At 64.5% G+C, this 25,489-nt stretch carries 20 protein-coding genes; 8 read left to right on the top strand and 12 right to left on the bottom strand.

Annotated features, from left to right (window positions below; all coding sequences use genetic code 11):
* Window positions 1–53: 53 nt before the first annotated feature.
* Window positions 54–959, top strand: a complete 906-nt coding sequence (locus G5134_RS11010) for a LysR family transcriptional regulator (RefSeq protein ID WP_214453861.1) — start codon at window positions 54–56, stop codon at window positions 957–959.
* 104 nt (window positions 960–1,063) lie between these two features.
* Here G5134_RS11010 and G5134_RS11005 read toward each other — a convergent pair whose 3' ends face one another.
* On the bottom strand, window positions 1,064–1,804 hold the full coding sequence (locus G5134_RS11005) for an SDR family oxidoreductase (RefSeq protein WP_010634159.1): 741 nt from the start codon (window positions 1,802–1,804) through the stop codon (window positions 1,064–1,066).
* Window positions 1,805–2,068: 264 nt separating this feature from the next.
* On the opposite strand from G5134_RS11005, the gene G5134_RS11000 reads away from it, so the two are divergent.
* From G5134_RS11000 to G5134_RS10990, 3 genes are all read left to right on the top strand, one after another.
* On the top strand, window positions 2,069–2,968 hold the full coding sequence (locus tag G5134_RS11000) for an AraC family transcriptional regulator (protein ID WP_338713966.1): 900 nt from the start codon (window positions 2,069–2,071) through the stop codon (window positions 2,966–2,968).
* Window positions 2,969–3,220: 252 nt separating this feature from the next.
* Window positions 3,221–5,365, top strand: coding sequence for a TonB-dependent siderophore receptor (locus G5134_RS10995; RefSeq protein ID WP_126881971.1), 2,145 nt, complete (start codon window positions 3,221–3,223; stop codon window positions 5,363–5,365).
* Window positions 5,366–5,403: 38 nt separating this feature from the next.
* Window positions 5,404–6,210, top strand: a complete 807-nt coding sequence (locus G5134_RS10990; protein ID WP_065017734.1) for a siderophore ferric iron reductase — start codon at window positions 5,404–5,406, stop codon at window positions 6,208–6,210.
* A 149-nt stretch (window positions 6,211–6,359) separates the two neighbouring features.
* Here the strand turns inward: G5134_RS10990 and G5134_RS10985 are convergent, their stop codons facing one another.
* Complete coding sequence (locus G5134_RS10985) at window positions 6,360–7,280, bottom strand: LysR substrate-binding domain-containing protein (protein WP_065017733.1); 921 nt, start codon at window positions 7,278–7,280, stop codon at window positions 6,360–6,362.
* A gap of 182 nt (window positions 7,281–7,462) precedes the next feature.
* Here G5134_RS10985 and metE point away from each other — a divergent pair, with 182 nt between their 5' ends.
* Both metE and G5134_RS10975 read left to right on the top strand, forming a co-directional pair.
* A complete protein-coding gene (gene metE, locus G5134_RS10980; RefSeq protein WP_421232007.1) occupies window positions 7,463–9,727 on the top strand; it encodes a 5-methyltetrahydropteroyltriglutamate--homocysteine S-methyltransferase in 2,265 nt (754 codons plus the stop codon).
* A 426-nt stretch (window positions 9,728–10,153) separates the two neighbouring features.
* Window positions 10,154–10,819: a substrate-binding periplasmic protein gene (locus tag G5134_RS10975; protein WP_126881980.1), complete on the top strand. Its 666-nt coding sequence runs from the start codon at window positions 10,154–10,156 to the stop codon at window positions 10,817–10,819.
* A 67-nt stretch (window positions 10,820–10,886) separates the two neighbouring features.
* Here the strand turns inward: G5134_RS10975 and G5134_RS10970 are convergent, their stop codons facing one another.
* Window positions 10,887–12,008, bottom strand: coding sequence for a glycosyltransferase family 9 protein (locus tag G5134_RS10970; protein ID WP_421232006.1), 1,122 nt, complete (start codon window positions 12,006–12,008; stop codon window positions 10,887–10,889).
* Between the two features lie 284 nt (window positions 12,009–12,292).
* On the opposite strand from G5134_RS10970, the gene G5134_RS10965 reads away from it, so the two are divergent.
* On the top strand, window positions 12,293–13,420 hold the full coding sequence (locus G5134_RS10965) for an HPP family protein (RefSeq protein WP_421232005.1): 1,128 nt from the start codon (window positions 12,293–12,295) through the stop codon (window positions 13,418–13,420).
* A gap of 131 nt (window positions 13,421–13,551) precedes the next feature.
* Here G5134_RS10965 and G5134_RS10960 read toward each other — a convergent pair whose 3' ends face one another.
* The 3 genes from G5134_RS10960 to G5134_RS10950 all read right to left on the bottom strand — a co-directional run bounded on the left by G5134_RS10960 (window position 13,552) and on the right by G5134_RS10950 (window position 16,641).
* The gene (locus G5134_RS10960) at window positions 13,552–14,805 is read right to left on the bottom strand and encodes a D-amino acid dehydrogenase (RefSeq protein WP_421232004.1); all 1,254 of its coding nucleotides are present in this window, start codon (window positions 14,803–14,805) and stop codon (window positions 13,552–13,554) included.
* 151 nt (window positions 14,806–14,956) lie between these two features.
* Window positions 14,957–16,477 (bottom strand): cryptochrome/photolyase family protein, encoded by a 1,521-nt coding sequence (locus G5134_RS10955; protein WP_421232003.1) that lies wholly within the window; start codon window positions 16,475–16,477, stop codon window positions 14,957–14,959.
* On the bottom strand, window positions 16,477–16,641 hold the full coding sequence (locus G5134_RS10950; protein WP_082970037.1) for a DUF2256 domain-containing protein: 165 nt from the start codon (window positions 16,639–16,641) through the stop codon (window positions 16,477–16,479). Before G5134_RS10950 ends, G5134_RS10955 begins: the two co-directional genes overlap by 1 nt.
* Before the next feature lie 470 nt (window positions 16,642–17,111).
* On the opposite strand from G5134_RS10950, the gene G5134_RS10945 reads away from it, so the two are divergent.
* Window positions 17,112–18,497 carry a tryptophanase gene (locus G5134_RS10945; protein ID WP_065017728.1) on the top strand — a complete coding sequence of 462 codons (1,386 nt, stop codon included), beginning with the start codon at window positions 17,112–17,114 and terminating at the stop codon, window positions 18,495–18,497.
* 107 nt (window positions 18,498–18,604) lie between these two features.
* Here the strand turns inward: G5134_RS10945 and pbpG are convergent, their stop codons facing one another.
* The 6 genes from pbpG to nrfD form a co-directional block, all read right to left on the bottom strand.
* On the bottom strand, window positions 18,605–19,525 hold the full coding sequence (gene pbpG, locus G5134_RS10940) for a D-alanyl-D-alanine endopeptidase (protein WP_017782682.1): 921 nt from the start codon (window positions 19,523–19,525) through the stop codon (window positions 18,605–18,607).
* Between the two features lie 402 nt (window positions 19,526–19,927).
* A complete protein-coding gene (locus G5134_RS10935) occupies window positions 19,928–20,383 on the bottom strand; it encodes an NUDIX hydrolase (RefSeq protein WP_065017727.1) in 456 nt (151 codons plus the stop codon).
* 137 nt (window positions 20,384–20,520) lie between these two features.
* Window positions 20,521–21,720 carry a heme lyase NrfEFG subunit NrfF gene (gene nrfF, locus G5134_RS10930; RefSeq protein WP_065017726.1) on the bottom strand — a complete coding sequence of 400 codons (1,200 nt, stop codon included), beginning with the start codon at window positions 21,718–21,720 and terminating at the stop codon, window positions 20,521–20,523.
* Window positions 21,717–22,316: a DsbE family thiol:disulfide interchange protein gene (locus tag G5134_RS10925; protein WP_065017725.1), complete on the bottom strand. Its 600-nt coding sequence runs from the start codon at window positions 22,314–22,316 to the stop codon at window positions 21,717–21,719. Before G5134_RS10925 ends, nrfF begins: the two co-directional genes overlap by 4 nt.
* Window positions 22,313–24,274: a heme lyase NrfEFG subunit NrfE gene (gene nrfE / locus G5134_RS10920; protein ID WP_065017724.1), complete on the bottom strand. Its 1,962-nt coding sequence runs from the start codon at window positions 24,272–24,274 to the stop codon at window positions 22,313–22,315. Before nrfE ends, G5134_RS10925 begins: the two co-directional genes overlap by 4 nt.
* 173 nt (window positions 24,275–24,447) lie before the next feature.
* Window positions 24,448–25,401 (bottom strand): cytochrome c nitrite reductase subunit NrfD, encoded by a 954-nt coding sequence (gene nrfD / locus G5134_RS10915; RefSeq protein WP_065017781.1) that lies wholly within the window; start codon window positions 25,399–25,401, stop codon window positions 24,448–24,450.
* Between the last annotated feature and the right edge of the window lie 88 nt (window positions 25,402–25,489).

The raw sequence follows: 25,489 nt of genomic DNA, 5'->3' as shown, positions 1-25,489 counted from the left end.
TGTGATTTAATAATCCGTTGTAAATTGCATTCACTTATAAGCTGGATTTAATAATGGAACAGCTCAAGCGTTACGCCATTTTCGCCGCCGTGGTCGAGGCGGGCAGCATGACCGGCGCCGCCAAGGCCCTCGGCATGACACCCTCCGCCGTCAGTCAGCATATCAGCCAGCTGGAGAGCCTGCTCGGGCTCACCCTGCTGCACCGCTCCACCCGCCGCCTCAACCTGACCGAGGCGGGGGAGGTGGTGTGGCAGGGGTGCCAGTCCCTGCAGCAGACCCTCAACCAGACCGAGCTGCGCCTCTCGGAGGTACGCGACAGCCTGCTGGGGGAGGTGCGGATCACCGCCCCGGTGGGGATGGCCGGCCAGCCGCTGGCACGGGCACTGTCGCCGCTGCTGCAGGCCCACCCCGGCCTGTGCATCCAGATCATCGCCGACGACGAGAAGCGGGATCTCATTGCCGAGCGCATCGACGTGGCGCTGCGGGTCGGCACGCTCTCGGACTCCACCTTGGTGGCGCGCAAGCTGGGCCAGACCCGGATGCTGCTGTGCGCCTCGCCCGCCTATCTGGCGCGCAAGGGGACTCCGCGCAGCCCGGAGGCGCTGCTGGAACACGACTGGCTGGCCGCCGACATGCTGAGCGGCGGCCTGACCTTCTTCGATGAAAAGGGGCAGGGGCACAGGGTCAAGCCCAAGCCGCGGGTGGTGTGCAACAACGTGCTGCCGCTGCGCCAGTTCACCCTGGCGGGGCAGGGGGTGTCGCTGCAGCCGGAGGGGGAGATCGCAGAAGATCTCGCCTCGGGTCGCCTGCTGGAACTGCTGCCGGGCTTTCGGGTGCCACCCATGGAGATCCACGCCATCACCCCGCAGCGGGAGATCCCGGAGAAGGTGCGCCGGGTGATCGCCGCCCTGCGCAGCCACTTCGCCGAGCCGGTGGGGGCCACGGCGACACGTCCGTAGTCCGGGCAAGGAAGAAGGCCGTTCCGGTTGGCCGGATCAAAAAAGAGGGCAGCCCGCGGGCTGCCCTCTGTCGATGTGCTATGTCGATTAGATAAGGCCAGGCCTCACTTCATATAGAGGCCGCCGTTAATGGCCAGGGTCTCGCCGGTGATATAGGCACCCGCCTCGCTGGCAAGAAACACCACGGCGGCGGCGATCTCCTCCGGCTTGGCCAGTCGGCGCATGGGGATGTCGGCCTTGATGCTGTCGAGGATGTCGGTGCGGATCGCCTCCACCATGGGGGTGGCGGTGTAGCCGGGGGCGATGGCGTTGACCGTCACCCCGAAGCGGGCCCCTTCCGCCGCCAGCGCCTTGGTGAAGCCCAGCATGCCCGCCTTGGCGGCCGAGTAGTTGACCTGGCCGAACTGCCCCTTCTGGCCATTGACCGAGGAGATGTTGATGATGCGGGCATCGCGTTGCTCGCACATGGCGTCGAACAGCGGCTGGGTCACGTTGTAGAGGCTGCACAGGTTGGTGTGGATCACCTCGAACCACTGCTCCGGGGTCATCCGCTTGAAGGCCCCGTCCCGGGTGATGCCGGCATTGTTGACCAGCACGTCCACCCGCCCTTCATCCTGCAGCAAGCGGCCCAGGGCCTCGCGACACATGGCGGTGTCGGCCACGTCCAGCGCCAGCAGCCGCACCTGATCCGGCCGAAAACCCTGCTCTGCATACCAGTCGTGCGCCGCCGCGCCGTTGGCGCTGGAGTGGGTGGCGATGATGCGATACCCCTGGGCCAGCAAGGCGGTGGTGATGGCGGATCCGATGCCGCCACGGGCTCCGGTGATCAAGGCAACTTTCTTCATCTAGGCTCTCCCTGCATAAAAGATTCGAACGAGGACTTTATGGGCTTTTTGAAGTAATTGATATATTTGTTTTCAAACAATCTGACAGGCAAACGCGTCACTTTTGTGACAGCCTGCCAAGCTGGCTTGACGGACCAGCACTCGAGCCACCTGGCAAGAGGGCGGACGCGACCATATCGCCAGCCCTTGCCGCCAAGGTGACGGCCATGTTTAATGGGGCCCTTGCGCGCAGCGCCTTGCCGACAGCCCAGATCCGATCTCGCCATGACCAGCTTCTCTTCCGCCCCAGAGGCCGAACCCCGGCCGCACAGCCAGCTGACCCGCATCGAGCGGGTGCTCGACTACATCCACGCCAACCTGGATCAGCCGCTGGCGCTGGCCGAGCTGGCGGAGCAGAGCTGCTGGTCGCGCTGGCAGCTGCAGCGGGTGTTCCTCCATGAGACGGGGCTGACGGTGGCCCACTATGTGCGCGAACTCAAGCTGAGCCAGGCGGCAGAGGCGCTGTTGTCTGGTCGCCAGCGGGTGCTGGATCTGGCGCTCTGTTACGGTTTTGGCTCCGAGGTGAGCTTCAGCCGCGCCTTCAAGCAGCAGTTCGGTTGCTCGCCGCTGGCCTATCGCAAGCGGGGCCTGCGGCTGGGGCTGCGTACTCCCCTGGTGCGGGCCGCGCTGCCGCAGCCCATGCCTGCCAGGCTGGTACAGGTGCGGATCGAGAGCCAGCCGGGCTTTATCCTGCAGGGGGTGACGGGGCAGATCCGCGGGCTGTTTGCCGCTGCCCCCGACTTTCAGCAGACGGTGCCCGTCATCTGGCATGCCCTGCGCACGGCGGGCGGTTTGCCACCCGGGCAGGAGCGGGTGGGGGTGGTGGATGTCTCTGGCGCCGGCGAGTCGCTCCCCTACTGGGCGGGCTGCGTGATGGAGGAGGGGGCCAGCCTGTCCGCCGGTCTGGCGCGCCTCCCGGTGCCGGCCCAGACCTACGCGGTGCTGAGTCACGTGGGCCCCGTCAGCCAGCTGGGGCAGACCCTCAACTGGTTCATCCTGCACTGGCTGCCGAGCTCCGGCTATCGCGGGCTGGACGGTTTCGAGCTGGAGCGTTACGCCCCCGATTTTGACGGCAACCAGCCGGATGCCCGCATGGAGTACTGGCTGCCCGTCGTCCCTCTCTGACACGGCTATTCCCTTGCCCGGCGGATGCCGCGCTGCTATCCCTCTTTCCCTTTTGACTGCGCCAGGCCTTGCTATCCATTCGACATCGCCTGCGTGTCTGCCGTCAGTTGAGGTTGCCGGATGGGGCCAAACTGACCACAGTTTCTCCCTCTTCAGCGCCAACATGCCCCAAATTGTTAATTCAAGGGCAAAATGACCCAATAAAATGCAAATGAGATTTGTTACTATTCAATCATTGCATTCGAGGATCAGATGTACGCCACTCACCCCCCTTTGACCCTGGTCGCCGCGACCCTCTCCGCCCTGTTGGCTGGCCCTGTGCAGGCAGCCGCCACCGAGCGCCCGACACAGACCCGGGCCGACGAGACCCTGACCGTGCTCGGCGAGACCTATCGCAACACCGCGACCAAGACCCGGCTCGACCCCCTGGAGACGCCCCAGGCCATTTCGGTGGTGGAGGGTGATACCCTGGAACAGCGCGGCGTCAGCTCGGTGAGCGAGGCGCTGCGCTACGTGCCCGGCGTCAACACCGAGCTGCGGGGCGGGGCGGTCAACCGGCTGGATCTGTTCAACATCCGCGGCTTTGACAACTACCAGAACTTCTACGACGGCCTGCTGCTGCAGTACAACGACTGGAACCTGCAGCCCCAGATCGATCCGGTGGCCATCGAGCAGCTGGAGGTGTTCAAGGGGCCCACCTCCGTGCTTTACGGCAGCATGCCCCCCGGCGGCATGGTGAACCTCATCGCCAAGCGCCCCCAGCGGGAGGCCAGCCACAGCGTGAGCCTGGCGAGTGGCACCGGTAATCTCAAGGAGCTGACCCTCGACAGCACCGGCGTCCTCAACGATCAGTTTGCCTATCGGCTGGTGGGGCTAGCCCGCCAGAAAGAGGGCCAGGCGGTGACCTCAGAGGAGGAGCGCTACGTGCTGGCGCCCTCTCTCGACTGGCAGTTGAGTGAGCGCACCCTGCTAAACCTCAACCTCTACTACCAGAAAGACCCCGCTGCCGGCATTTACACTACGGTGCCGGCCAGCGGCTCGGTCAAGTCCAATCCGCTGGGCCAGCTTGGCAGCGACACCTTCCTTGGCGATGAAAACTGGAACCACTACAGCCGGGAGGTCACCCTGCTCGGCTACAAGCTGAGCCACGACTTCAACGCCAACTGGCAGCTGCTGCAAAACGCCCGCTACATGGATGCTTCGGCCAACCAGCAGAACACCTACAACGCGGCCTTGGCGGCCGATAACCGCACCCTGGCCCGCAACGCCTACCTGACCGATGAAGAGTCCCGCGGCTTTGTCATCGACAACCAGCTGGCGGGCAAGGTGCAGACGGGCAAGGCCCAGCACAACCTGTTGCTGGGGGTCGATTACCAGTATCTGGATGCGCGCATTCTCTACCGGGATACCCTCGACTACTCTGCCCCCGCCATCGACATCTTCAACCCGAACCACCAGCAGATAGTGCCGGCAGACCTGGCCTTCAACTATCAGGACAACCGAACCATCCGCCAGTACCAGAGCGGCCTCTATCTGCAGGATCAGGTGCGCCTCGATCGGCTGGTGGCCATCGGCGGCGCCCGCTACGACCGCTACCGGATGGACACCGACAGCCGGACCCTCTATCAGGGGGCGGCGAGCAACACCCTGGCCCAGATCGATCAGGACAACCTCTCGCTGCGCCTCGGCGCCCTCTACGAGCTGGATCACGGCCTCTCGCCCTATGTGAGTTATGCCGAGAGTTTCGAGCCGGTGGCGGGGGCAGACAAGCAGGGCCAGGCGTTCAAACCGGCCACCGGCCGGCAGTGGGAAGGGGGGCTCAAGTTCCTCTCCGAGGACATGAGCAAGACCGCCACTCTCTCGGCGTTCCACATCACCAAGCAAAATGCCCTGGTGACGGATCCGGACAACGTTTACGGACCCAAGCTGCAGACCGGCGAGATGGTCTCCAAGGGGGTCGAGCTGGAGGGGAGACTCGATCTCACCAGCCGCTGGGATCTGGCGCTGAGCTATACCCGTCAGGATATGGAGATCACCCACGACACCACCAGCCTGCAGGGCAAGACCCCGGTCTGGGTACCCAAGCAAATGGCTTCGCTCTGGAGCAACTACCTGCCGGCCGGCCCGCTGGAAGGGGCGCGCCTGGGGGCTGGCCTGCGCTACGTGGGAGAGGCCCAGCTTGATGCCGCCAACACCGACACAGTGCCGGATTACCTGCTGATGGACATGGCTGCCTCCTACGATCTGGCCCAGCTCAGCCAGCGTCTGCAAGGGGTGGAGGTGTCACTCAGCGCCAGCAACCTGTTCAACAAGACCTACTACTCCTGCTACGACCAGAACAACTGCTGGTTCGGCGCAGAGCGCAGCGTGGAGGCGCGACTCAAATACGTATTCTGACCCTGCGTCCCGGGCCGCGCCCGGGACTCTCTCATCCCATGAGCGGCGCCGGCCGTCGTGCCCGCAGCCCGGGGACGCGGCGCGAGCCGGATCTGCAGTCACTGGCGGATCACGGTGCCCTGTTTGCGGCCGCCGCCGGACTTATCCCGTCCCTCAAGGGGCGGCTGGTGGCTGCCGGCGAGGCTGCGGCGCTGTTGACGACGACCAAGCAGGCCACGCCGGCCGAGGTGGCGGCCGCACTGCACGAGTATTGGCGACTGGCCCATCCGGAGGCTGGTCCCGCCTACTGGCTCACCCGCAGCTGGGGCATGCTCTGCTGGCAATCCATCTATCTGGCCATGGTGGCCGTCTATCGGCTGCGGGCCGTGCCGGTGCTGGATAGGCTGGGCCAGGGCTATCAGGATGGGCTGGTATCGGGCTTTACCCTGCCGGCTGAACCCATGATCAAGGGGGAGTTGGATGCTCTGATCAAGGCGGCGGGTGAGCGGCTGCAGGCCCATTGGCAGGCGCTGTTCGCAGCGCTCGGGCAGGTGCAGCGACTGCGGCCGGGTTTCGTGCGGCCGCTCTTGGCGGACGATCTGCTGGCGGCGCTGGTGCGGGTGCCCGCGTTCTTTGACGAGATAAGCCCCGCCGAGGTGGCGGCCCATGCGCCGCACTGGCTTGCCGCCTGCGGTCTGCCGACCGAACATCTGGCGGGCTGGCAGCCGGCGCCCTGGCCGCCAGCGGCCGGCTTGGTCGGTTATGTGCGCCAGCGCTGCTGCCTGCACTACAAGCGCCGCGATGGTGAGCTCTGTGCCAACTGCCCGCGGCGGCAGGGGGCGGCGAGCTGTGAAGAGGGTACTTGAATAAGAAGCCCTGCGTGATGACAAGCCGCCCTCAGGCGGCTTTTTACTGCGCCTTTACGTCGCCCATCTTGCTGCGAATGCGCTCGAACAGGCTCTGCCGTTTGCAGGTTCAGATGATCCTGGTCGGCGTAGCGCCCTTCTCTTGCAAGTCACTGCGTTTTTACATCGCCCATCTTGCTGCGAATACGTTCAAACAGGCTCTGCAGACAGGCTTGATCCCGGTCGGCGGCGCGCACGGCGCCATACATGTGGCGGCGCACCCCCTCGGCGAGCGGGCGCGCCTCGAGCAGCCCCTGGCGGACAAACTCCTCGCAGGCCCAGCGCGGCAGGGCGGCGACGCCAAGGCCGGCGGCGGCCATCTGCAGCATCACTGAGGTGTTGTCCACTGGCTTGCAGCGGGCGGGCTCGATGCCGGCCGGCTGCAGGAAGCGGCTGAACACGTCCATCCGTGCCCGCTCCACCGGGTAGACCAGCAGCACCTCGGGGCGCAGATCCTCAGGCTTGATGGTTTGCTGGCCACAGAGGGGGTGGTCCGGCGCCATCACCAGCACCAGCTCGAAGGCGAACAGCGGCTCGAAGTGGAGATCGCCGCGCGCCTGCACGTCCGAGGTGAGCAGCAGGTCGAGCTGGCCGCCGAGCAGGGCGCTGATGGCATCAAAGCCCGGCACCGACTCCACCTCCAGATCCACGCCGGGCCACTGGCGGCGAAATTCCGGCAACAGCGGCAGCAGCCACTGGATGCAGCTGTGGCAATCGAGCGCCAGATGCAGCCTGCCCGCATCGCCGCTCTGTAGGGCCTGCAGCTGCTTCTCGGTCTGGGCCAGGGCGGGCAATACCTGACGGGCGAGGGCGAGCAGCTGGTTGCCGGCCGCGGTCAGCACCAGCGGCCGGCTCTTGCGCAGATAGAGCTCCAGATTGAGGCGGGTCTCCAGCTCTTTTAGCTGGTGGGAGAGGGCGGACTGGGTGAGGTTGAGGGTCAGCGCCGCCCCGGCCAGCGAGCCCTGCTCGGCCAGCGCGCTCACCGTCTTCAGGTGCTTGATGTCGATCCCCGGGTTGCTTGACACCGCCATGGTATCCCTCCTTGTTGTGCCTGGGCGGCAGTTTGTTGCCCGCCTTGAGAATTTCTTGAGAGCCAGTTGAAAAGGATTCAATAGCCAACGCCACCTTATCTTGTCATTTTGGATGTGTAAACATCTGGATGGCTAAATCATCCAGTTCACCATCAGATGAATGAGCATAAGGAATGGAACCTATGACCTGCGCACACACCCTGGGCTTTCCCCGTATCGGCGCCAAGCGCGAGCTGAAATTTGCCCTCGAATCCTACTGGCGCGGCGAGACCAGCCAGGCCGAACTCATCGCCACCGGCAAGAGCCTGCGTGAGCGTCACTGGCAGGCCCAGCAACAGGCCGGCGTGACCCTGCTGCCGGTGGGTGACTTCGCCTGGTACGATCAGGTGCTCGGCACCAGCCTGCTGGTGGATGCCATCCCCGCCCGTCACCGCCATGGCGACACCGATCTCGATACCCTGTTCCGGGTCGCCCGTGGCCGTGCGCCGACCGGTCCGGCCGCCGCCGCCGCCGAGATGACCAAGTGGTTCAACACCAACTACCACTACCTGGTGCCCGAGTTCAGCCGCGACCAGCGTTTCAAACTGGGCTGGAGCCAGCTGTTTGACGAAGTGGAAGAGGCCAAGGCGCTGGGGCTGCCGGTCAAGGCGGTGCTGCTGGGCCCCGTCTCCTACCTCTGGCTTGGCAAGGAGAAAGAGAGCGGCTTCTCCCGCCTCGAGCTGCTCGATCGCCTGCTCATCGTCTATCAGGAGATCCTGGCGAAACTGGCCGCCCAGGGGGTGGAGTGGGTGCAGATCGACGAACCGGCGCTGGCGCTGGACCTGCCGGACGAGTGGCGCCTCGCCTACCTCAACGCCTATGAACGTCTGGCCGGCCCCTGCAAGCTGCTGCTCACCACCTACTTCGGTTCGGTGGCTCATCAGCGCGACATCATTACCAGCCTGAAGGTGGACGGCCTGCACCTGGATCTGGTGGCGGCGCCCGAGCAGCTCGAGACGCTAGTCCCGCACCTGCCGGCCCAGTGGGTCATCTCGGCCGGGGTCATCAACGGTCGCAACGTCTGGCGTGCCAACCTGGCCAAGCTGGTACCGACCCTGAAAGCACTGAAAGCCAAGCTCGGTGAGCGGCTCTGGGTGGGCTCCTCCTGCTCCTTGCTGCACAGTCCGGTGGACTTGACCCTCGAATTGGAGCTGGATGCCCAGACCCGCAGCTGGTTCGCCTTCGCCCTGCAAAAATGCTACGAGCTGGGGCTGCTGGCTGACCATCTCAATGGCGGGGAGCTGGACAAGATCAATGCCTACAGTCAGCCCATCGTCGATCGGGAGTCTGACAGCTGGGTGCACAAGAAGGCGGTGCAGTCACGGCTCGCCAGCCTCACCAACAGCGATTTCGATCGCCAGAGCGCCTACCCGGTGCGGGCCGAGGCACAGCGCGCGGATCTCAAGTTGCCGCTGCTGCCGACCACTACCATCGGCTCCTTCCCGCAGACCTCGGAAATTCGGGTGCTGCGCCAGGATTGGCGGGCCGGTCGCATCGACGACAGTGCCTACGAGGCGGGCATTCAGGCCCAGATCAAGGATGCTATCCTGCGCCAGGAGGCCATCGGGCTGGACGTGCTGGTGCACGGCGAGGCCGAGCGCAACGACATGGTGGAGTATTTCGGTGAGCTGCTGGATGGCTTTGCCATCACCCGCTTCGGCTGGGTACAGAGCTATGGCTCCCGCTGCGTCAAGCCGCCGGTGATCACCCGCGACATCGACCGGCCGACCCCCATGACCCTGGCGTGGACCCAGTTTGCCCAGAGCCTGACCGACAAGCCGGTCAAGGGTATGCTGACCGGCCCTGTGACCATCCTCTGCTGGTCCTTCCCGCGCGAAGACGTGAGCCGCGAACAGTCCGCCCTGCAGATTGGCCTGGCCATTCGCGACGAGGTGGCTGACTTGGAAGCCGCCGGCATCAAGATCATCCAGATCGACGAACCGGCGATCCGCGAGGGGCTGCCCCTGCGCAAGCAGGATCACCAGGCTTATCTCGACTGGGCGGTGCGCGCCTTCCGCCTGAGCGCGAGCCCGGTAGTGGACAGCACCCAGATCCACACCCACATGTGCTACAGCGACTTCAACCTCATTATCGAGGCGGTGGCGGCGCTCGATGCGGACGTCATCACCATCGAGACCAGCCGTAGCCAGATGCAGCTGCTGGGGGCGTTCGAGCGCTTCAACTACCCCAACGAAATCGGCCCGGGCGTCTATGACATCCACTCGCCGAACGTGCCGAGCCAGGGCTGGATTGAGGATCTGATCCGCAAGGCCGCCAAACAGATCCCGGCCGAGCGGCTGTGGGTCAACCCGGACTGCGGCCTCAAGACCCGTGGCTGGGAAGAGACCGAGGCCGCCCTCAAGGTGATGGTCGATGCCACCAAGGCGCTGCGTGCCGAGCTGGCCTGATAAGGCTATCCGCAAACAACAAGAGAGTACGGGCATAACGAAGAGGGGAGGCGCAAGCCTTCCCTCTCTTTTTATGCCGGAGCAGCCGTTGATGTTGGCCGGGGGAGGGGTTGTAGCAATGACGGCGCGGGCAGGCCGGGTGGCACGTCGGTCCCGGAATACTGGACGCAGCCCCCATAACCCCCGCCATGTTCCCCCTGTTTTGCAAGGCTGGATCCTAGGCCAGCAAGCGTGGCAGCTTGACGATATCACCCCGCCTGCGCCGGCGAGGCCTCGCCCATTTTTTCATTCGATGCGCTTGCGCTAGGCTCAGGGCAGGGTGATGACGGCGGGGCTGACATGATGAAAGCGGGTCTCTGGTTTTGGTGTTTATGGGGGCTGCTGTTGGCGGCATCTCCCCAGGCGGTTGCCGTCTCTTCGCTCAACATGGTCTATTTCGATGATTTTGCCCCCTACTCATGGCGTGACGAGGAGGGCAAGATGCGCGGCCTCATGGTGGATGTGATGGACAGGGTCGGGCTCGAGCTTGGGGTTCAGGTGCATCATGAGGGATATCCCTGGTTGCGGGCGCAGAAACTGGTTCGTGCCGGTCAAGCCGACGGCTTCGTCACCGTGCCGACCAGAGAGCGGCGAGTCTATACCCGGGTGGTCGAGGCCCCGGTGGCCTTCTCCCCCTTGACCCTGTTCACGCAAACCGGCCATCCGGCCCTGGCCCGTCTCAACCAGGCCCGCGCCTTGAGCGATCTCAAGGCGTTCACCATTCTCGACTATATCGGCAATGGCTGGGGCAAGGAGAACCTGGTCGGTTTCAAGGTCCATCTCACCAGCAATGTGGACAATGTCTTCAAGTTGCTGGCGGCCGGTCGGGGGGATCTGATGATCACGGATCCTCTGGTGGCGCGCTTCAAGCTGGCTCAGCTGGGATTGGCTGGGACGATTACGGAAGTCCCCCTGCAACTGGAGCTGACGCCGCTCCACCTCTGTATTGCCAACTCATCCCCCTTCGCCGCCAGGGTGGACGAGTTGACTCGCATCTTGGCGCGATTGCGGCAAAGTGGCGAGCTGGCCAGGATGGAGGCTCGCTATCGCTGAGCCCCATGCTGAGGAGTGGACCGGCAGGGCGGGTTGAATCGCTCTGCCGGTGTGGGCGCTGGCTGGATCAGCCCGCAGCAGGGAGCGGCAAGGGCGCACCTGGCAAGCAAGGGGCCGGAGTTGGCGCTGGTAACCTCTCCTGATTGAGCGGGGTGCGTGCCATGACCCCGGCCAGCCAGTGATGATCGAGGGGGATGGCATTGCGATCGCCGATCACCAGATTGAGGTGCTGGGCACCGAGGCAGCCGTAGCGGGCGGGATCGGTCTGGGTAAAGAGGCCAAGGCAGGGCACGCCGCTGGCGGCGGCCAGGTGCAATGGCCCGGTGTCACCGCTGACGAAGAGGGAGAGGCCGCCGGCAAAGCGGGCCAGCTCGCTCAGGCTGGAGAGGGAGACCTGCACGTCGCCGAGCTGGGGCTGGGGATCGGCGGGATCCTCGAGCTGGATCAGCAGGGCGGCGGGATAGTGGCGGCGCAGATCCCCGAGCAGCCGCTGCCACTGGGGCAGGGAGAGCCCCTTGCCCTTGCGGGCACCGGTGAAAAAGCCGATGAGCGGCCGTTCCGGGTAGTCCTGCCTGAGCGCCAGCAGCCGCGGGCTGGCGCTGTGCAACAAGCTGCCGAGCTCAATCTGATCGGCGAGATGACCGTGCATGCCGAGCAGTTGCAGTGGCTGGTGGGCGTAGTGGCAGTGATCGTTGGGAGTGAGGGGCTGGGGGAACAGGGCATCCCCCTTGGCATCGTCAAAGCCCAGCTTCTCGCGGGCTTTTACCCAGCCGGCGATGAGGTGATCGGTGCTGGAGGCAAAGGGCACATAGACCCGATCGTAATGCTGACGGCGCAGTCGCCACAGCACCGACAGGGAGGCCAGCAGCCGCTTGCCCTGCAACCTGACCGGGTGAATGCGCTGCAGCTGCAGATCGGCCAGGAAGGGGAGCAGCTGGCCGCCGATGCACACCAGCTCTATCTCGGCATGGGGGTGGGCACTGCGTACCTTTTGCAGGAAGGGCAGCAGAAACAGGTTGTTGCCGATGCGGCAGGTGCTGCGAATGACCAGGATCCGCTGGGGAGGCTGGCTGCCGGCCGGCAGTCGGCCTTGACGCGCGAGCCAGGCGAGGGCGGCCCGCTCCAGCCCGGCGGTCCAGCAGCGGCGCTGACCGTCGAAGCGGCGCAGGGCATCTCTGATAGTGCTCATAAGTAGTGGCTCCGTGCATGAATATGGCCTCAAGGTGACACGACATTTCTTAAGCCGAGGTTAAGAAAAGAGAAAAATGAGGGGGGTACGCCATTTTTTGTAAGAATTTGTTGCTGAGTCACAGTTTCAGAGTGCTCGGATGGAATAGGGGTGTTTCCGTATGATTCCTGTTTTCCTGGGGCGGGATGGCTGAGCGGAGTAGACCGCATCTCCTGGTGGCATTTGGCGGCGGTATGTCGTTAAAATCGCGCATTTGAAATGAATGTTATCCTCGCAGGAGCCCCATGCAGTTCAGGGATTTCTTTCCGGTATCCACCAATACCAGTCTCAAAGAGAGTTGTTACGGCGCCCTGGGCGCCTTCGTCGGGCTATTGGGAACCGCCCTCTTGTGCCGTGGGGGGCTGGGGCTTGAGGTCCATTGGCTGATCGCCCCCATGGGGGCCTCCGCCGTGCTGCTGTTTGCGGCGCCTGCCAGCCCGCTGGCCCAACCCTGGTCCATCCTGGTGGGCAACGGGGTCTCGGCGCTGATGGGGGTGCTGAGTGCCAGCCTGGTGGCGGATCCGGCGCTGGCTGCGGCTCTTGCCGTGATGCTGGCCATCGCCGCCATGTTGCTCACCCGCAGCCTGCATCCCCCCGGCGGCGCCGTGGCCTTGACCGCGGTCATCGGTGGCGAGGGGATCCGCCAGCTCGGGGTCGGCTATGTGCTGCTGCCGGTGCTGCTCAATTCGCTGTTGTTGCTGCTACTGGCGCTCTGCTACAACCGGCTGCTGGGGCGCCGTTACCCCAACAGCGGTCAGGCCCGGCCCAACCGCCATCAGACCGCCGATCCCCAGCCGAGCGAGCGGGTGGCGACCCAGGCGGCGGACATCGACTTTGCGCTGGAGAAGCACGGCGAGCTGCTCGACATCAGCCGCCAGGATCTGCAGGCGCTGCTGCAGGAGGCCCAGCTGCACGCCCTGCGGGGCAGGGTGGGCACGGTGCGGGTGCAGGAGGTGATGTCGCGGGATCTGATCCTGATAGCGGCGCAGCAGCCGGCCAGGGCGGCCTGGCAACTGCTCTCCCACCATCAGGTCAAGGCGTTGCCGGTGGTGGACGAGGCCGGCCGGCTGACCGGCATCATCACCCTGCACGACCTGATGATCGACCGGGCACTGCAACAGCCGCGGGGCGCCGCGGATCTGGCTGAGCTGCGGGTCGCAGACCTGATGACCCGCAAGGTGTCGACCGCCCGCCACGATCAGCCGCTCTACGATCTGGTGGGTGCCTTCTCTGATGGCGGCCTGCACCACATGCCGGTGGTGGATGGCGAGCAGCTGGTGGGGATCCTGACCCAGTCGGACATGGTGGCAGCGCTGTTCAACCTGGCGCTGCACCCGGCGCAGGGTGAAACCGGTGCACCGGTCAGTACATAAGAAAGGCCCCTCGCGGGGCCTTTTTGTTGTCTGTGCCTTGGCACTGCATGGCTGAACAAACCGAACAAGGTCAAAACAAGAGGGAGTGCCAGGCACTCCCTCGTTGGGATAAGAGAGACGGAGGACTAGGCTCAGCCGTAGCGGGCCAGGGTGAGCCCTTCATCGCTGATGGTGGTGTCGCTGCCGCTGATGAGATCGCACAACAGCTGACCCGAGCCCGCCGCCATGGTCCAGCCCAGGGTGCCATGGCCGGTGTTGAGCCAGAGACCGGGGATGGGGCTTGGGCCCACCAGCGGGGTGCCGTCCGGCGTCATGGGGCGCAGCCCGGTCCAGAAGTCGGCGCGGCTGATGTCGCCCCCCTCGGGGAAGAGATCACCGACCACCATGGCCAGGGTGTCGTGCCGTTTCGGGTTGAGGGCCAGGTTGTAGCCCGACAGCTCCGCCATGCCGCCGACCCGGATCCGCTCATCGAAACGGGTAATGGCCACCTTGTAGGTTTCGTCCAGCACTGTGCTGCGCGGCGCGGCCTCGGCGTTGATCATCGGCAGGGTGAGGGAGTAGCCCTTGACCGGGTAGACCGGCAGATCGAGCCCGAGCGGGCGCAGGAAGCCGGTGGCATAGCTGCCAAGGGCACAGACGATGGCGTCGGCCTTGAAGCGCTGCTCGCCGGCCCGTACCGCCACGGCGCGTCCCTGCGCCAGCTCGATCTCATCGATGGCGCAGTTGAACACGAACCTGACCCCCAGTCGCTGCGCTTCCGCTGCCATGGCCTTGGTGAAGCGGAAGCAGTCGCCGGTCTCGTCCCCCGGCAGGCGCAGACCGCCCACTATCTTGCCGCGTACCCGGGCCAGTGCCGGTTCTGCCCCTTCACAGCCATCGGCATCGAGGGACTGATAGGGCACGCCGTACTCTTCCAGCACCTCGATATCGCGCTTGCTGGCATCGAGCTGGGCCTGACTGCGGAACAGCTGCAGGGTGCCGAGCTGGCGCCCCTCGTAGTCCAGCGCCAGCTCGTCGCGCAGCAGTTTCATGCAGTCGCGGCTGTATTCGGCCAGACGCACCATGCGCCCCTTGTTGACCGCATAGGCCGCCGGAGTGCAGTTGGCAAACATCTTCAGCATCCAGCGCAGCTGGAAGGGATCCGAGGTCGGCCGCACCGTGAAGGGGGCGTGTTTTTGCAGCAGCCACTTGGCGGCCTTGAGGGGAATGCCGGGGGCCGCCCAGGGGGCCGCGTAACCGGGGGAGATCTGTCCGGCATTGGCGTGGCTGGTTTCAAGGGCCACCCCGTCACGCCGCTCCAGCAGGGTCACCTTGTGACCCGCCTTGGCCAGATACCAGGCGCTGGTCACGCCGACCACGCCACCACCGAGTACCACTATGTCCATCTTGTCTCTCCTTGACTGGGGCCCTCACATTAATCAGCCGCCACAGGATATTCAACTGGTGTAGATATAATTGGGATATATATCTATTTACAATTATTTAACTGGTTTTCAATGTTGAAATTTGTGGACTTGTTGGCATTAGCTGTGGCAGTCAGAGCTGCTCCAGCCGGATCAGGTACTGCTCCGCCGTCGTCAGGATGGCGTGCTGCTGGTCGGCGGCCTGGCCATCCCAGTTGGCATAGGGCAGGGCGAGGCGAGGATTGCTGCCAAGTCTGTCCCGGTTGCGCCATAAAAAATGCCAGTAGAGGCTGTTGAAGGGGCAACTCCCGTCGCCGCTGCGGGCCTTCACCTGATAGTGGCACCCCTTGCAGTAGTGGCCCATCCGCTCGAGATAGGCGCCGCTGCTGGCGTAGGGCTTGCTGCCCATCAGGCCGCCATCGGCAAACTGGCTCATGCCGCGGGTGTTGGGCAGCTCGACCCACTCGATGGCATCCACATAGATGCCGAGATACCAGGCATCCACCTCGTCAGGATGGATCCCCGCCAGCAGGGCAAAGTTGCCGGTCACCATCAGCCGCTGGATATGGTGGGCGTAGGCGTGCTCCAGAGACTGGCGAATGGCGTGACGCACGCAGGCCATGTTTGTTTCGCCGCTCCAGAAAAAGCCGGGTAGCGGCCGCTCGGCCCCGAGAAAATTGGTGCGCTGATAGTCGGGCATCTTCTCCCAGTAGAGGGCGCGCACGAACTCGCGCCAGCCGAGGACCTGGCGGATAAAGCCCTCCACTTGCGCCAGGGTGATGGCGGCCTGATTGGCCTGCCAGTGGGTTTCGGCGGCGCGGATCACCTCAAGCGGGTGGAGCATCTTGCTGTTGAGGGAAAACGACAGGCGACTGTGAAACAGGCTCCAGCCCCGCTCGCTCAGGGCATCCTGATAGCGGCCAAAGTGGGGCAGGCAGTGGGCCAGAAAATGGGCCAGCAGCTCGCGGCTCTGGCGCCTTGTGATGGGCCACGGCAGCTTGCTGGCATCCGCCTCGCCGATGGTGCTGACCCCGTGGCGGGTCAGCATGGCATTGATGTCGCTCACCTGGTTGGCAAAGGTGAGGGGGGCCGGGATGGGCTGGCTCGCCGGCAATTTGGCGCGATTCTCATCATCAAAGTTCCAGCGCCCACCAAGGGGCTGGCCGCGCTCATCGAGCAGTACCTGATATTGCTTGCGCAGGGCGCGGTAGAAGAACTCCATCCGGCTGTGGGGGTAGCGCTGCCAGCCATCACGGGGAGTGAGAAAATGTTCGCTATCCACCTCGGTGGCAGGGATGGTCAGGCCCGCCGCCCAGCTTTTCAACTGGCTGGCGAGGCGCCACTCGTCCGGGCTCTGCCAGGCGAAGCTGTCAGCCTGATGCGCTTCGAGTTGGGCCGTCAGCAAGCTGGGCAAGTCGGGCCAGCGGGCGCTCTCATCGAGAGTCAGGTAACAGACGCGATGGCCCGCCTTGCCGAGGGCCGCCGCGAAGGCGCGCATGGCGGCAAAGAAGGCCAACACCTTCTGGCGGTGGTGGCGACAGTAGTCGGTCTCCTGGCGCAGCTCCGCCATCAGATAACAGACCGCCGGATCCGGGGTGCGAAACCAGCTGTGACCGGCGTTCAACTGATCGCCGAGCACAAGGCGCAGCTCCATCAGACTGGCTCCCCATTATATGGATGACTGCGGTGACGAGCGCGGCGACAGCGCTCGCTGCAGTAGCGCACAGCCTCCCAGCTGTGTGCCCACTTGCGCCGCCAGCTAAAGGGGCGCTGGCAGACGGGGCAGATCTTCTCAGGCAGATGGGCTTTGCGATGCATGGGACTTCCGATGGTTGGCAAGGGGCGGCGTGAACAGGGTCAAGTCAACGGGATAACAGCTTAACGAAGCGGGGTGCTGGGGGGATCACTGTCGCCGGTATCGAGTCCGCTGAATGGGCGCTTTGTGAGCGGACGCACAACCCGTCGACACTCAGATTGTTTGCATGGCAACCAGTTGTTAACTTGGCGAGGCTGCCTGCTGGCAGCACCCATCAATGGATCTTATTGGCCACCGACTGGTTACAACCGACATGGAGGGGAGTGATGCCAATCGTGACAGCTACGCCCCGGGCAGCCTGCCTGCTCGCCCACTGGTATACCCGGGATCCCATTCTGACCCTCGACTTTCCTCACCGCTGATTGGCGGCAGCCGCCGTTTGAATTTGTCAGCCGGACGACCCTGATCGCCCCGGCCTCTTTACCAATTCCAATTTCAAACACACTGGCCTTGCGCCGGTGAGGAGTCTTTTATGCGTCGTATACCCGAGCCGTTTCGTATCAAGATGGTCGAGCCCATCAAGCAGACCACTGGCGCCGAGCGCCGCGTCGCCCTCGAGGCCGCTGGCTGGAACCCCTTCCTGCTGCTGGCCGAGGATGTCTACATCGATCTGCTGACCGACAGTGGCACAGGTGCCATGTCCGATCGCCAGTGGGCCGGCATCATGATGGGGGACGAAGCCTATGCGGGCAGCCGCAACTTCGTCGAGCTGGAGCGCGCGGTGCGCGAGATCTTTGGCTATCAGCATGTGATGCCCACCCACCAGGGGCGCGGGGCCGAGCAGATCCTCTTCCCCGAACTGGTCAAGCGCTGCCAGGGCAAGGCGCCGGTCTTTATCTCCAACTACCACTTCGACACCACCAAGGCCCACGTGGAGTTGGCCGGGGCGCGGGCCATCAACCTGCTCACCCCGAAAGCCCTCGACACCACGGCCCCTTACCCCTGGAAGGGGGATTTTGATCTTCCTCGCCTGACCGACACCATCGAGACCCTGGGGGCCGACAACGTGGCCGGCATCATCATCACGGTCACCTGCAACAGCGCCGGCGGCCAGCCGGTCTCCATGGCCAATATGGAGGTGGTCTCGGCGCTGGCCCGTCGCCACCATATTCCGGTGGTGATCGATGCCGCCCGTTTTGCCGAGAACGCCTGGTTTATCAAGGAGCGGGACCCGGCCTATGCCAAGTGCAGCATCAAGGAGATAGTGCGCCAGATGTTTGCGCTGGGGGACATCTTCACCATGTCGGCCAAGAAGGACGGGTTGGTCAATATCGGCGGGCTCTGCTGCTTCAAGGAAGATCTCGACCTGTTCCGCGCCGTGCAGGTGCGCTGTGTGGCGATGGAGGGGTTTGTCACCTATGGCGGCCTTGCCGGGCGGGACATGGCGGCGCTCGCCATCGGCCTGCGCGAGGGGATGGATGAAGAGTATCTGACCTATCGCATCAGTCAGGTGGCTTATCTCGGCGAGCGGCTGGCCGAGGCGGGGATCCCCATCCAGACCCCCACCGGCGGCCATGCGGTGTTTGTCGATGCCAAGAAGCTGTTGCCCCATATTCCGGCCGGGCAGTTCCCGGCCCATGCGCTCGCCTGCGAGCTCTATCTGGAAGGGGGCGTGCGCGGGGTTGAGATAGGCTCCCTGCTGCTCGGGCGCGATCCCGTCACCGGCAAGCAGGAGGCGGCGGATTTTGAGCTGTTGCGGCTCACCATTCCGCGCCGGGTCTACACCCGGGATCACATGGACTATGTGGCCGACTGCCTGATCGCGGTGAAAGCGCGGGCCAGCGACATTCGCGGGCTCACCTTTGACTACGAGCCGCCGCTGCTACGTCACTTCACCGCGCGGCTCAAGCCGATCTGATCGCCAGCACGTCGGCGCCGTAGCCAGCAGGCTTGGCCACAAGGCTCAATAACAAAAGCCCCCGCACCTTGGTGCGGGGGCTTTTTTGGCGATGATCGCCGGGAGCCTTACTGGCTGCTGAACAGCTTGGTCCGGGGGCTGGACTGAGCGGTCAGGCTCATGCGACCGGAAGTCTCCAGCCAGGATTTGATCCGCTTGGCATCGGCCACCCGGGCGTTGGGAGTGTCGGCGTTGAGCAGCACCATGATCACTGGCTCGCGGTTGATCTGGGTGGCCATCACCAGGCAGCGCCCCGCCTCGCGGATGTAACCGGTCTTGGAGAGGGAGATGGGCCAGCTCCCTTCGCGTACCAGTCGGTTGGAGTTGAGGTAGTGCAGCTGACGCTTGCCGTTGCGCACCATGCGCTCCTCGGTGGAGGAGTACTGGCGAATGAGCGGATAGGTGGATGCCGCCGCCACCAGTTTGGCGAGATCGTGGGCGCTGGAGACGTTGCGGGGGGTGAGCCCGGTACTGTCGGAGAACTGGGTGCTCCACATGCCGAGCATGCGGGCCTTGGCGTTCATCGCCTCGATGAAGGCGCGCTGGCCACCCGGGTAGTTTCTGGCCAGCGCCGAGGCGGCGCGGTTTTCCGACGACATCAGGGCGATATGCAGCATGTCGGCCCGGCTCAGGCGCGAGCCCACCGCCAGTCGCGACCCGGTGCCCTTGAGCCTGTCCACGTCGGCCATGGTAACGGTCAGCATCTCGGAGAGACGCTGGTTGGCATCGAGCACCACCAGTGCCGTCATCAGCTTGGTGATGGAGGCTATCGGCATCACCCGGTTGGCGTTGCGCTCCGACAGCACTTCACCGGTGCGCGGGTTGGCCACCACGAAGGCGGCGGAGCTCAGCGCCAGATCGTTGCGCTGCTCCAGAAAGCTGTTGGGGGAGTGGGACTGGGCTGAAAACGGATTGGCCTGGGCGCTCTCCATGCTGACGGGAACGAGGAAGGCACCGAGCAACAGGGTAAGAAAAGGGCGAGTAATCATGATTTGACGCTACCGTACGGCTGACAGGGATATTTGGCTAAGTTATATGACGGTAATTGACGCTTCACAACGTCTAATGGCCCGATATTTCAATTTTATGGGATGGCGCACCTTGAAATAACGGTAATGAGCGCTATGGGCGGCTTCATACGAGTAATGATAGGGCTGGTCGGCGTGAGAAACATGGCTGCAGTGTGCGGCTGGTGGCGCCCTCTTGCCGTCAGATGATCGATCTTTTAGCGGTCTCTATTGCCTGCGTCCCTATCTTCACTCATTCCTGGTGATCATCTCTGTTGAAAACGGCCTGATCAGGGGCGGCAACATGTGTTGATGGCGGCCATGGCCGGCAGCGGATCACCGCAGGATCAAGAAGATAACGAGAGGGCTCCTGGCATTTGCACGCTATGGCGTCATGGCTACCCGCATCAGCGCCGAGGGGCTGTTTTCGACAAAGTAGTGCCAGAGGTGATCATAGAGTGCCTGCTGGCCGGGGAAACTCACCAGTGCCTTGGCCTCGGCCAAGGTGCACCAGCGATATTCGGTATGCTCGTGATTGAGGGTGACCACCTGATTGGGCGGGCAATAGACCACAAAGACCGGCACTACCTCCACCGTATTTGACACGCTTTCGTAAAATTGCTCCAGATAATGGGCTGTGTATAACTCGCAAACCCTGATACCCGTCTCTTCGTCAAACTCGCGAATAATGGTCTGCCAGCCGGTTTCCCCAGCCTCGACCGTGCCCGCCACATGGCACCAGAAACCACCCTTGACCCGTTTCATCACCAGCAGCTTTGTTTCACCATCAATCGTTGAGAGGGCGACACCGGAGACGGTCTTACAGCGAATGGGGATCATGGGAGTAGCTCCAAAATAAGGTTCAATGGACACCTATTGTTCGGCCGCCGATGAGGGGTTGGCAAGTGATTTCCCTGTCGGCGGCGCTTGTGCGGGCCCAACGTGACAGGGGCATTCAGCCCCTGTCACGCGTGCGGTCAGCCTCCCATCATACGGGCGGTCTGGATCGCCTCGATCAGCGCGGCCCGGTTGATGCGGGGGCGCTCCTCGTCCAGCAACTGCTGCCAGAGGGCGATGGCCCGGGAGTAGCGGCCGTGCAGGAAGTGATCGGAGGCGAGCAGCATCAGGGCGCTCACCTCGCCCTTGTCCTGCTTGAGCGCGCTACCCAGCAGGTGCCGCGCCTCCGGGGTGAGCTGCTGGCCCGCCTGGTAGTAGAGCACGGTGGCCTGGGCGGCCTGAGTCGCGGCGCTGGCGCCCCCTTCTTGCAGGGCGAGGCGCTGGTAGGCGAGCAGGGCGTTGGCGTATTCGTCCCGATAGAGATAGAGCTGGCCGAGCGCCGCCCAGCCGTCGAGATCGGCGGGGTTGGTTTGCAGACGCTGGTGCAGGGCGCCCAGCTCCTTGTCCTGCAGATCCCGCGGGCTCAATCCCGCCAGCGGGTCGGGGCGCGACTGATAAGCCTGCCACGCCTGATAGCGGCCGGTGCCGGCATAAATGCCGGCCATCAGCGCCAGCAGCGCCAGCAACAGGGCCCCAAGCAGTATCCAGGAGCGCAGCCAGAGCTGCGGACGAGCGGTGCGGTCCCTGGCCAGCCGGTCGCGCAGAGTTTGCTCGGCGGTGGGGGTGGCGTTGACGAGGCGGGCCAGCTCCAGCTCCCGGTAGAGGCGGCTGTGGGGGGCAAGCCTCGCCTGCTGCTCGGCCATGATCAGCCGGTTCAGCTCGGCCCTAGGGTCGTGGGCGAGCATCCCCTCTGCTCTGTCGCCGACAAGCGGCACCCGCGCCGGTTGCCGGCGATGCAGGCTCCTGCGCAGGCGACTGAGCGCCAGCAACAGCAAGAGGGCGGGGCCGCCCCACAGCAGCGCCGTGCTGGCTTTGAAGGGGGGATCGTAGCGCACGAAGTCGCCGAAGCGCGCCGTCATGCGGGCGATCACCTGCTCATCAGACTGTCCTTCGTCCACCCAGCGATAGACCTCGAGCCGCAGATCCCGGGCGATGGGGGAGTTGGACTCCACCAGGTTCTGGTTCTGACACTGGGGGCAGCGCAGGGCGCGGGCCAGCTCCTGAGCGCGGGTCTGCCGCTCTGGGTGGCGAAACTCATAGGTGTCGATCCCACTGGCAAGGGCCCCTAGGCTCAAGGCCAGCAAGAGCGGCGCGATCAGGGCGTGGCCGAGACGGCTCATGGCTTGCTCTCCTGCACTTGTCTCTCTACTTCTCTCTCCACTTCTCTTTCCACTTCGGGCTGGCTGGCGGTGTTGCTGCGGGCCTTTGCCAGCAGGGGGGCAAACTGGCGTTGCCAGACTTCCCGGGTGAGCTCACCCGTGTGGCGGGTCAGCAGGGTGCCGTTACTGGCGAAGAGATAGGTCTCCGGCGTGCCGTAGACGCCGAGCTCCAGCGCGAGTCGGCCGTCGGGGTCGGCCAGCACGGCGCGATAGGGGTTGCCCGCCTCGGTGAGCCAGGCGCGAGCAGCGTCTCCCTTGTCCCGGTAGTTGAGGCCATAGAGGGGCACGGTACTGGCCAGCTCCTTGAGCAGCGGGTGCTCGGCGCGGCAGTTGGGGCACCAGCTGGCCCAGACATTGAGTACAAAGGGCTCCCCTTTCAGACTGGCGGTGTCAATGGCCGCCCCTCCCAGCAAGTTCTCGCTCTGCCAGGCCGGCAGGGTGCGGCCCTGGGTTGCCTCGTCCTGGCCGTAGGGGTTGTTGCCAAGGCCGAGCCAGAGCAGGACGCCGAGGCCCAGGGTGAGCACGAGGGGAAGAAAGAGGCGCAGACGGGCGTTCATAGGGTCTCCTGTTCGAGCCGGGGGCAGGGGGCTGTGGCCGGGGCCGGACGGACCGCAAGCAAGGGGCGGCGGGCGAGCAGGCGCAGGGCGCCCCCCGCCATCATCAGCAGGCCGCCGAGCCAGATCCAGCGCACCAGCGGCTTGTGGTGCAGGCGCATGGCATAGGCGCCGGGCCCCATCTTCTCACCGAGCACCACGTAGAGATCCCCCAGGAGCCCCCACGCGATGCCGGGCTCGTTCATGTTCATGGTGCGCACGCTGTAGTGACGCCGCTCCGGGGTGAGCCGCGCCACCTCTTTACCGTCTTTATGCACGCTGAGAGTGATGCGCTCGGCGGTGTAGTTGGGGCCGATCAGCGGCTCGCTCCCCTCATAGCGAAACTCATAGGTGCCGAGGCGATAGGGCTTATCGGCGGCGAGTACGGCGCCCCCCTCCTGGCTGTGGTGACTCACCTGAGCGATGCCGAGGGCGCACACCGCCACCCCGAGGTGGGCCAGCAGGCTGCCGAACCGATTGAGGGTGAGCTCGCGCAGCGACGTCGGTTGCAAGAGCGGGAGCAGCAGGCTGGCCATCAGCCAGAGGCTCAGCACGTTGGCCGCGAGCCCCAGCCAGCTTGCCCGCAGCGGCTCGGGATAGGCGAGGCTCAGCAAGGCGCCCCCCAGCAGGCCGAACAGGCATGGGAGCAGCACCTTGATGCGGCGCTGGACTGCCAGATGCTGCCAGCGCAGGCGCGGCAGCTGGGTCATCAGCGCCATCAGGCAGAGAGCCAGCGGCACGAAGATGGTATTGAAATAGGGAGCCCCCACCGATAGCGAGCCCAAATGGAGCGACTGGAACACCATGGGGTAGAAGGTGCCGAGCAGCACGCTGGCGCAGGCCACGCTGAGCAGCAGGATGGCGGCGCCGAGCAGCCCCTCTTTTGACAGCAAGCCAAAGCGGGCATAGGGGGCGCGAATGTCCGCCCGCAGGGCAAACAGGGTGAGGGCGCAGGTCAATAGCAAACCGAGCAGCAACAAGAGGGTGAGGCCGCGGCTGGGGTCCACCGCAAAGGCGTGCACCGAGGTGAGCACCCCGGAGCGCACCACGAAGGTGCCGAGCAGGCTTAAGGCAAAGGTAAAGATGGAGAGCAGCAGCACGGCGTGGCCGTAAGCGCCGCGCTTCTCGCACACCACCAGGGCGTGCAGCAGGGCGGTGCCGAGCAGCCAGGGCAAGAGGGAGGCATTTTCCACCGGATCCCAGAACCACCAGCCGCCCCAGCCGAGCTCGTAATAGGCCCACCAGGAACCGAGCACTATGCCGGCGGTGAGAAATACCCAGGAGCCGAGCGCCCAGGGGCGGCTCCAGTGGGCCACGGCGCCATCGAGCCTGCCCGAGTGCAGTGCCGCCATGGCGAAGGCGAAGTTGACCGCAAAGCCGACGTAGCCGAGATAGAGCAGGGGCGGGTGGATGATGAGGCCGATATCTTGCAGCATGGGGTTGAGATCGCGCCCCTCCAGCGGTCCCGGGAACTGGCGGTCAAACGGGCTGGAGAAGATCAGGGTATAGAGGCCGAACAGCCCGACGATCAGCCCCATGATGGCCAGTACCCGGGCTGTGATCAGCGGATCGACCCGTCTGGAGCAAAGAGCCACCAGGGCGCCCCACAGCCCCAGCGCAAAGACGAAGAACAGCATGGAGCCCTCGTGGCCCCCCCACACCGCTGCCAGCTTGAAGCCAAGGGGCAGGGCGCTGTTGGCGTGCTGGGCCACATAGACCAGGGTAAAGTCATCCTGGCCAAAACAGTTGGCGAGCAGCAGCAGGGAGGCCAACAGCAGGAGCGCGACCAGGAGGGCCAGCGGTGTTGCGCAGCCGAGCAGCGGGCGTGAGGCGAGCCGCAGCCCCAGCCAGGGCAGCAGCCCTTGCAGCAGGGCGAGCCCGGTCGCCAGCAACAGTGAGAGATAGCCGAGCTCTGCCAGCACACAACCTCCGTTTCAATCTTTGATGTCATTCATGTCATGCCACACACGCCGCGTCGTCTTCCTTTGGGGAAAAACATTGCCAAGCAACGGGTGTGGCATCACCAGAAATTCATTGGGCCAGCAACAAATCAGCGCCAGTCACCGGAGGGCGGCTGGCGCTGGTGGTCATGCCTTTAAATTACTGTCATCTGGCCGGCATAGAGCACGAAGTAGCGCAGCAGCAGGATCCCCACCAGGGTCAGGCTGCAGACCAGCACCAGATAGCCGTTTTTGGCCCGCAGCGGTGCGGGGGCCAGCAGGGCCAGCAACTGGGGCAGCAGCATGCCGATGCCCACCACCCCGAGCCAGAACACCTGAGCCCAGAAGCCGCTGCCGATGGCGGCCCACATGGCTGCCTCCTTCTGGCCGCCACCGAAGTAGAGGCCGGTAAAGAAGCAGACCAGCAGCAACACCTCCACCGCCAGCACCGGCCGCTCGAAGCGATGGACAAAGCTCACCCCCTGGCTGTGATGGTTCTCCTTGAACAGGGTGACCGCCAGCAAGATGGTGGAGGCGATGCCGGAGCTGACGCCGGAGATGAGGAACAGCACCGGCAGCACCGGGTTGTTCAACAGCGGATAGGTCTTGAGCGCCGACAGCAGAAAGCCGGTGTAGGCCCCCAAGAGCACGGCAAGCAGCAGCAAGAGCGGCGCCAACAGCCGCTCGATGCGGGCGAGCCAGGCGATGAGATCATCCACAAAGGCGAACTTCTCTTGCAGCAGGTGACGGCGCAAGGTCTCGATCTCGGCCCGAAACACCACCGCCAGCCAGGCGAACAGCACCGCCATGTAGACCTGGAACAGCATGACCCCCATCGACATCACGGAGTCGAACTGGTAGTGGAACATCAGCTTCCAGAAGGTCCAGGGGCGGGCCAGGTGGAAGATGAGGATCAGTAACCCCAGCACCACGCTCACCGGCGCCAGAATGGCGGTCGCCTTGATGATGCCGCTCTCGCTGCCGGCCCCCTTGCGGCGCAGCAGCACCGAGAGGGTGGTGGCCCCGGCGGAGATGCCGAGCAGAAAGAGATAGATGGCGATGGGCCAGTCCCACACGAGGGAAGGGAAGTGAAATGCGTCATGCCACATGGTCATTCCCTCCATCGGTTATTGCCGTGGTAGATGGCGATGGGGCAAATCCCCACACCAGCGAGGGGAAGTGAAACGCCGCTTGCAT

This window comes from Aeromonas sp. 600276 (genome assembly GCF_049175815.1).
GTDB lineage: Bacteria > Pseudomonadota > Gammaproteobacteria > Enterobacterales > Aeromonadaceae > Aeromonas > Aeromonas dhakensis.
This window is presented reverse-complemented; position numbering and strand designations above follow the sequence as displayed.

Bases quoted from the DNA above. Each gene is read 5' to 3' on its own strand.
- G5134_RS10990 (WP_065017734.1), top strand. From the start codon at position 5,404: ATGAGCGGCGCCGGCCGTCGTGCCCGCAGCCCGGGGACGCGGCGCGAG.
- G5134_RS10955 (WP_421232003.1), bottom strand. From the start codon at position 16,477: ATGGAGCTGCGCCTTGTGCTCGGCGATCAGTTGAACGCCGGTCACAGC.
- G5134_RS10965 (WP_421232005.1), top strand. From the start codon at position 12,293: ATGCAGTTCAGGGATTTCTTTCCGGTATCCACCAATACCAGTCTCAAA.
- G5134_RS10960 (WP_421232004.1), bottom strand. From the start codon at position 14,805: ATGGACATAGTGGTACTCGGTGGTGGCGTGGTCGGCGTGACCAGCGCC.
- G5134_RS10985 (WP_065017733.1), bottom strand. From the start codon at position 7,280: ATGGCGGTGTCAAGCAACCCGGGGATCGACATCAAGCACCTGAAGACG.
- nrfF (WP_065017726.1), bottom strand. From the start codon at position 21,720: ATGAGCCGTCTCGGCCACGCCCTGATCGCGCCGCTCTTGCTGGCCTTG.
- G5134_RS10975 (WP_126881980.1), top strand. From the start codon at position 10,154: ATGGTCTATTTCGATGATTTTGCCCCCTACTCATGGCGTGACGAGGAG.
- metE (WP_421232007.1), top strand. From the start codon at position 7,463: ATGACCTGCGCACACACCCTGGGCTTTCCCCGTATCGGCGCCAAGCGC.
- G5134_RS10995 (WP_126881971.1), top strand. From the start codon at position 3,221: ATGTACGCCACTCACCCCCCTTTGACCCTGGTCGCCGCGACCCTCTCC.
- G5134_RS11010 (WP_214453861.1), top strand. From the start codon at position 54: ATGGAACAGCTCAAGCGTTACGCCATTTTCGCCGCCGTGGTCGAGGCG.
- G5134_RS11005 (WP_010634159.1), bottom strand. From the start codon at position 1,804: ATGAAGAAAGTTGCCTTGATCACCGGAGCCCGTGGCGGCATCGGATCC.
- G5134_RS10925 (WP_065017725.1), bottom strand. From the start codon at position 22,316: ATGAACGCCCGTCTGCGCCTCTTTCTTCCCCTCGTGCTCACCCTGGGC.
- nrfD (WP_065017781.1), bottom strand. From the start codon at position 25,401: ATGTGGCATGACGCATTTCACTTCCCTTCCCTCGTGTGGGACTGGCCC.
- G5134_RS10945 (WP_065017728.1), top strand. From the start codon at position 17,112: ATGCGTCGTATACCCGAGCCGTTTCGTATCAAGATGGTCGAGCCCATC.
- G5134_RS10950 (WP_082970037.1), bottom strand. From the start codon at position 16,641: ATGCATCGCAAAGCCCATCTGCCTGAGAAGATCTGCCCCGTCTGCCAG.
- G5134_RS10935 (WP_065017727.1), bottom strand. From the start codon at position 20,383: ATGATCCCCATTCGCTGTAAGACCGTCTCCGGTGTCGCCCTCTCAACG.
- G5134_RS10970 (WP_421232006.1), bottom strand. From the start codon at position 12,008: ATGAGCACTATCAGAGATGCCCTGCGCCGCTTCGACGGTCAGCGCCGC.
- pbpG (WP_017782682.1), bottom strand. From the start codon at position 19,525: ATGATTACTCGCCCTTTTCTTACCCTGTTGCTCGGTGCCTTCCTCGTT.
- G5134_RS11000 (WP_338713966.1), top strand. From the start codon at position 2,069: ATGACCAGCTTCTCTTCCGCCCCAGAGGCCGAACCCCGGCCGCACAGC.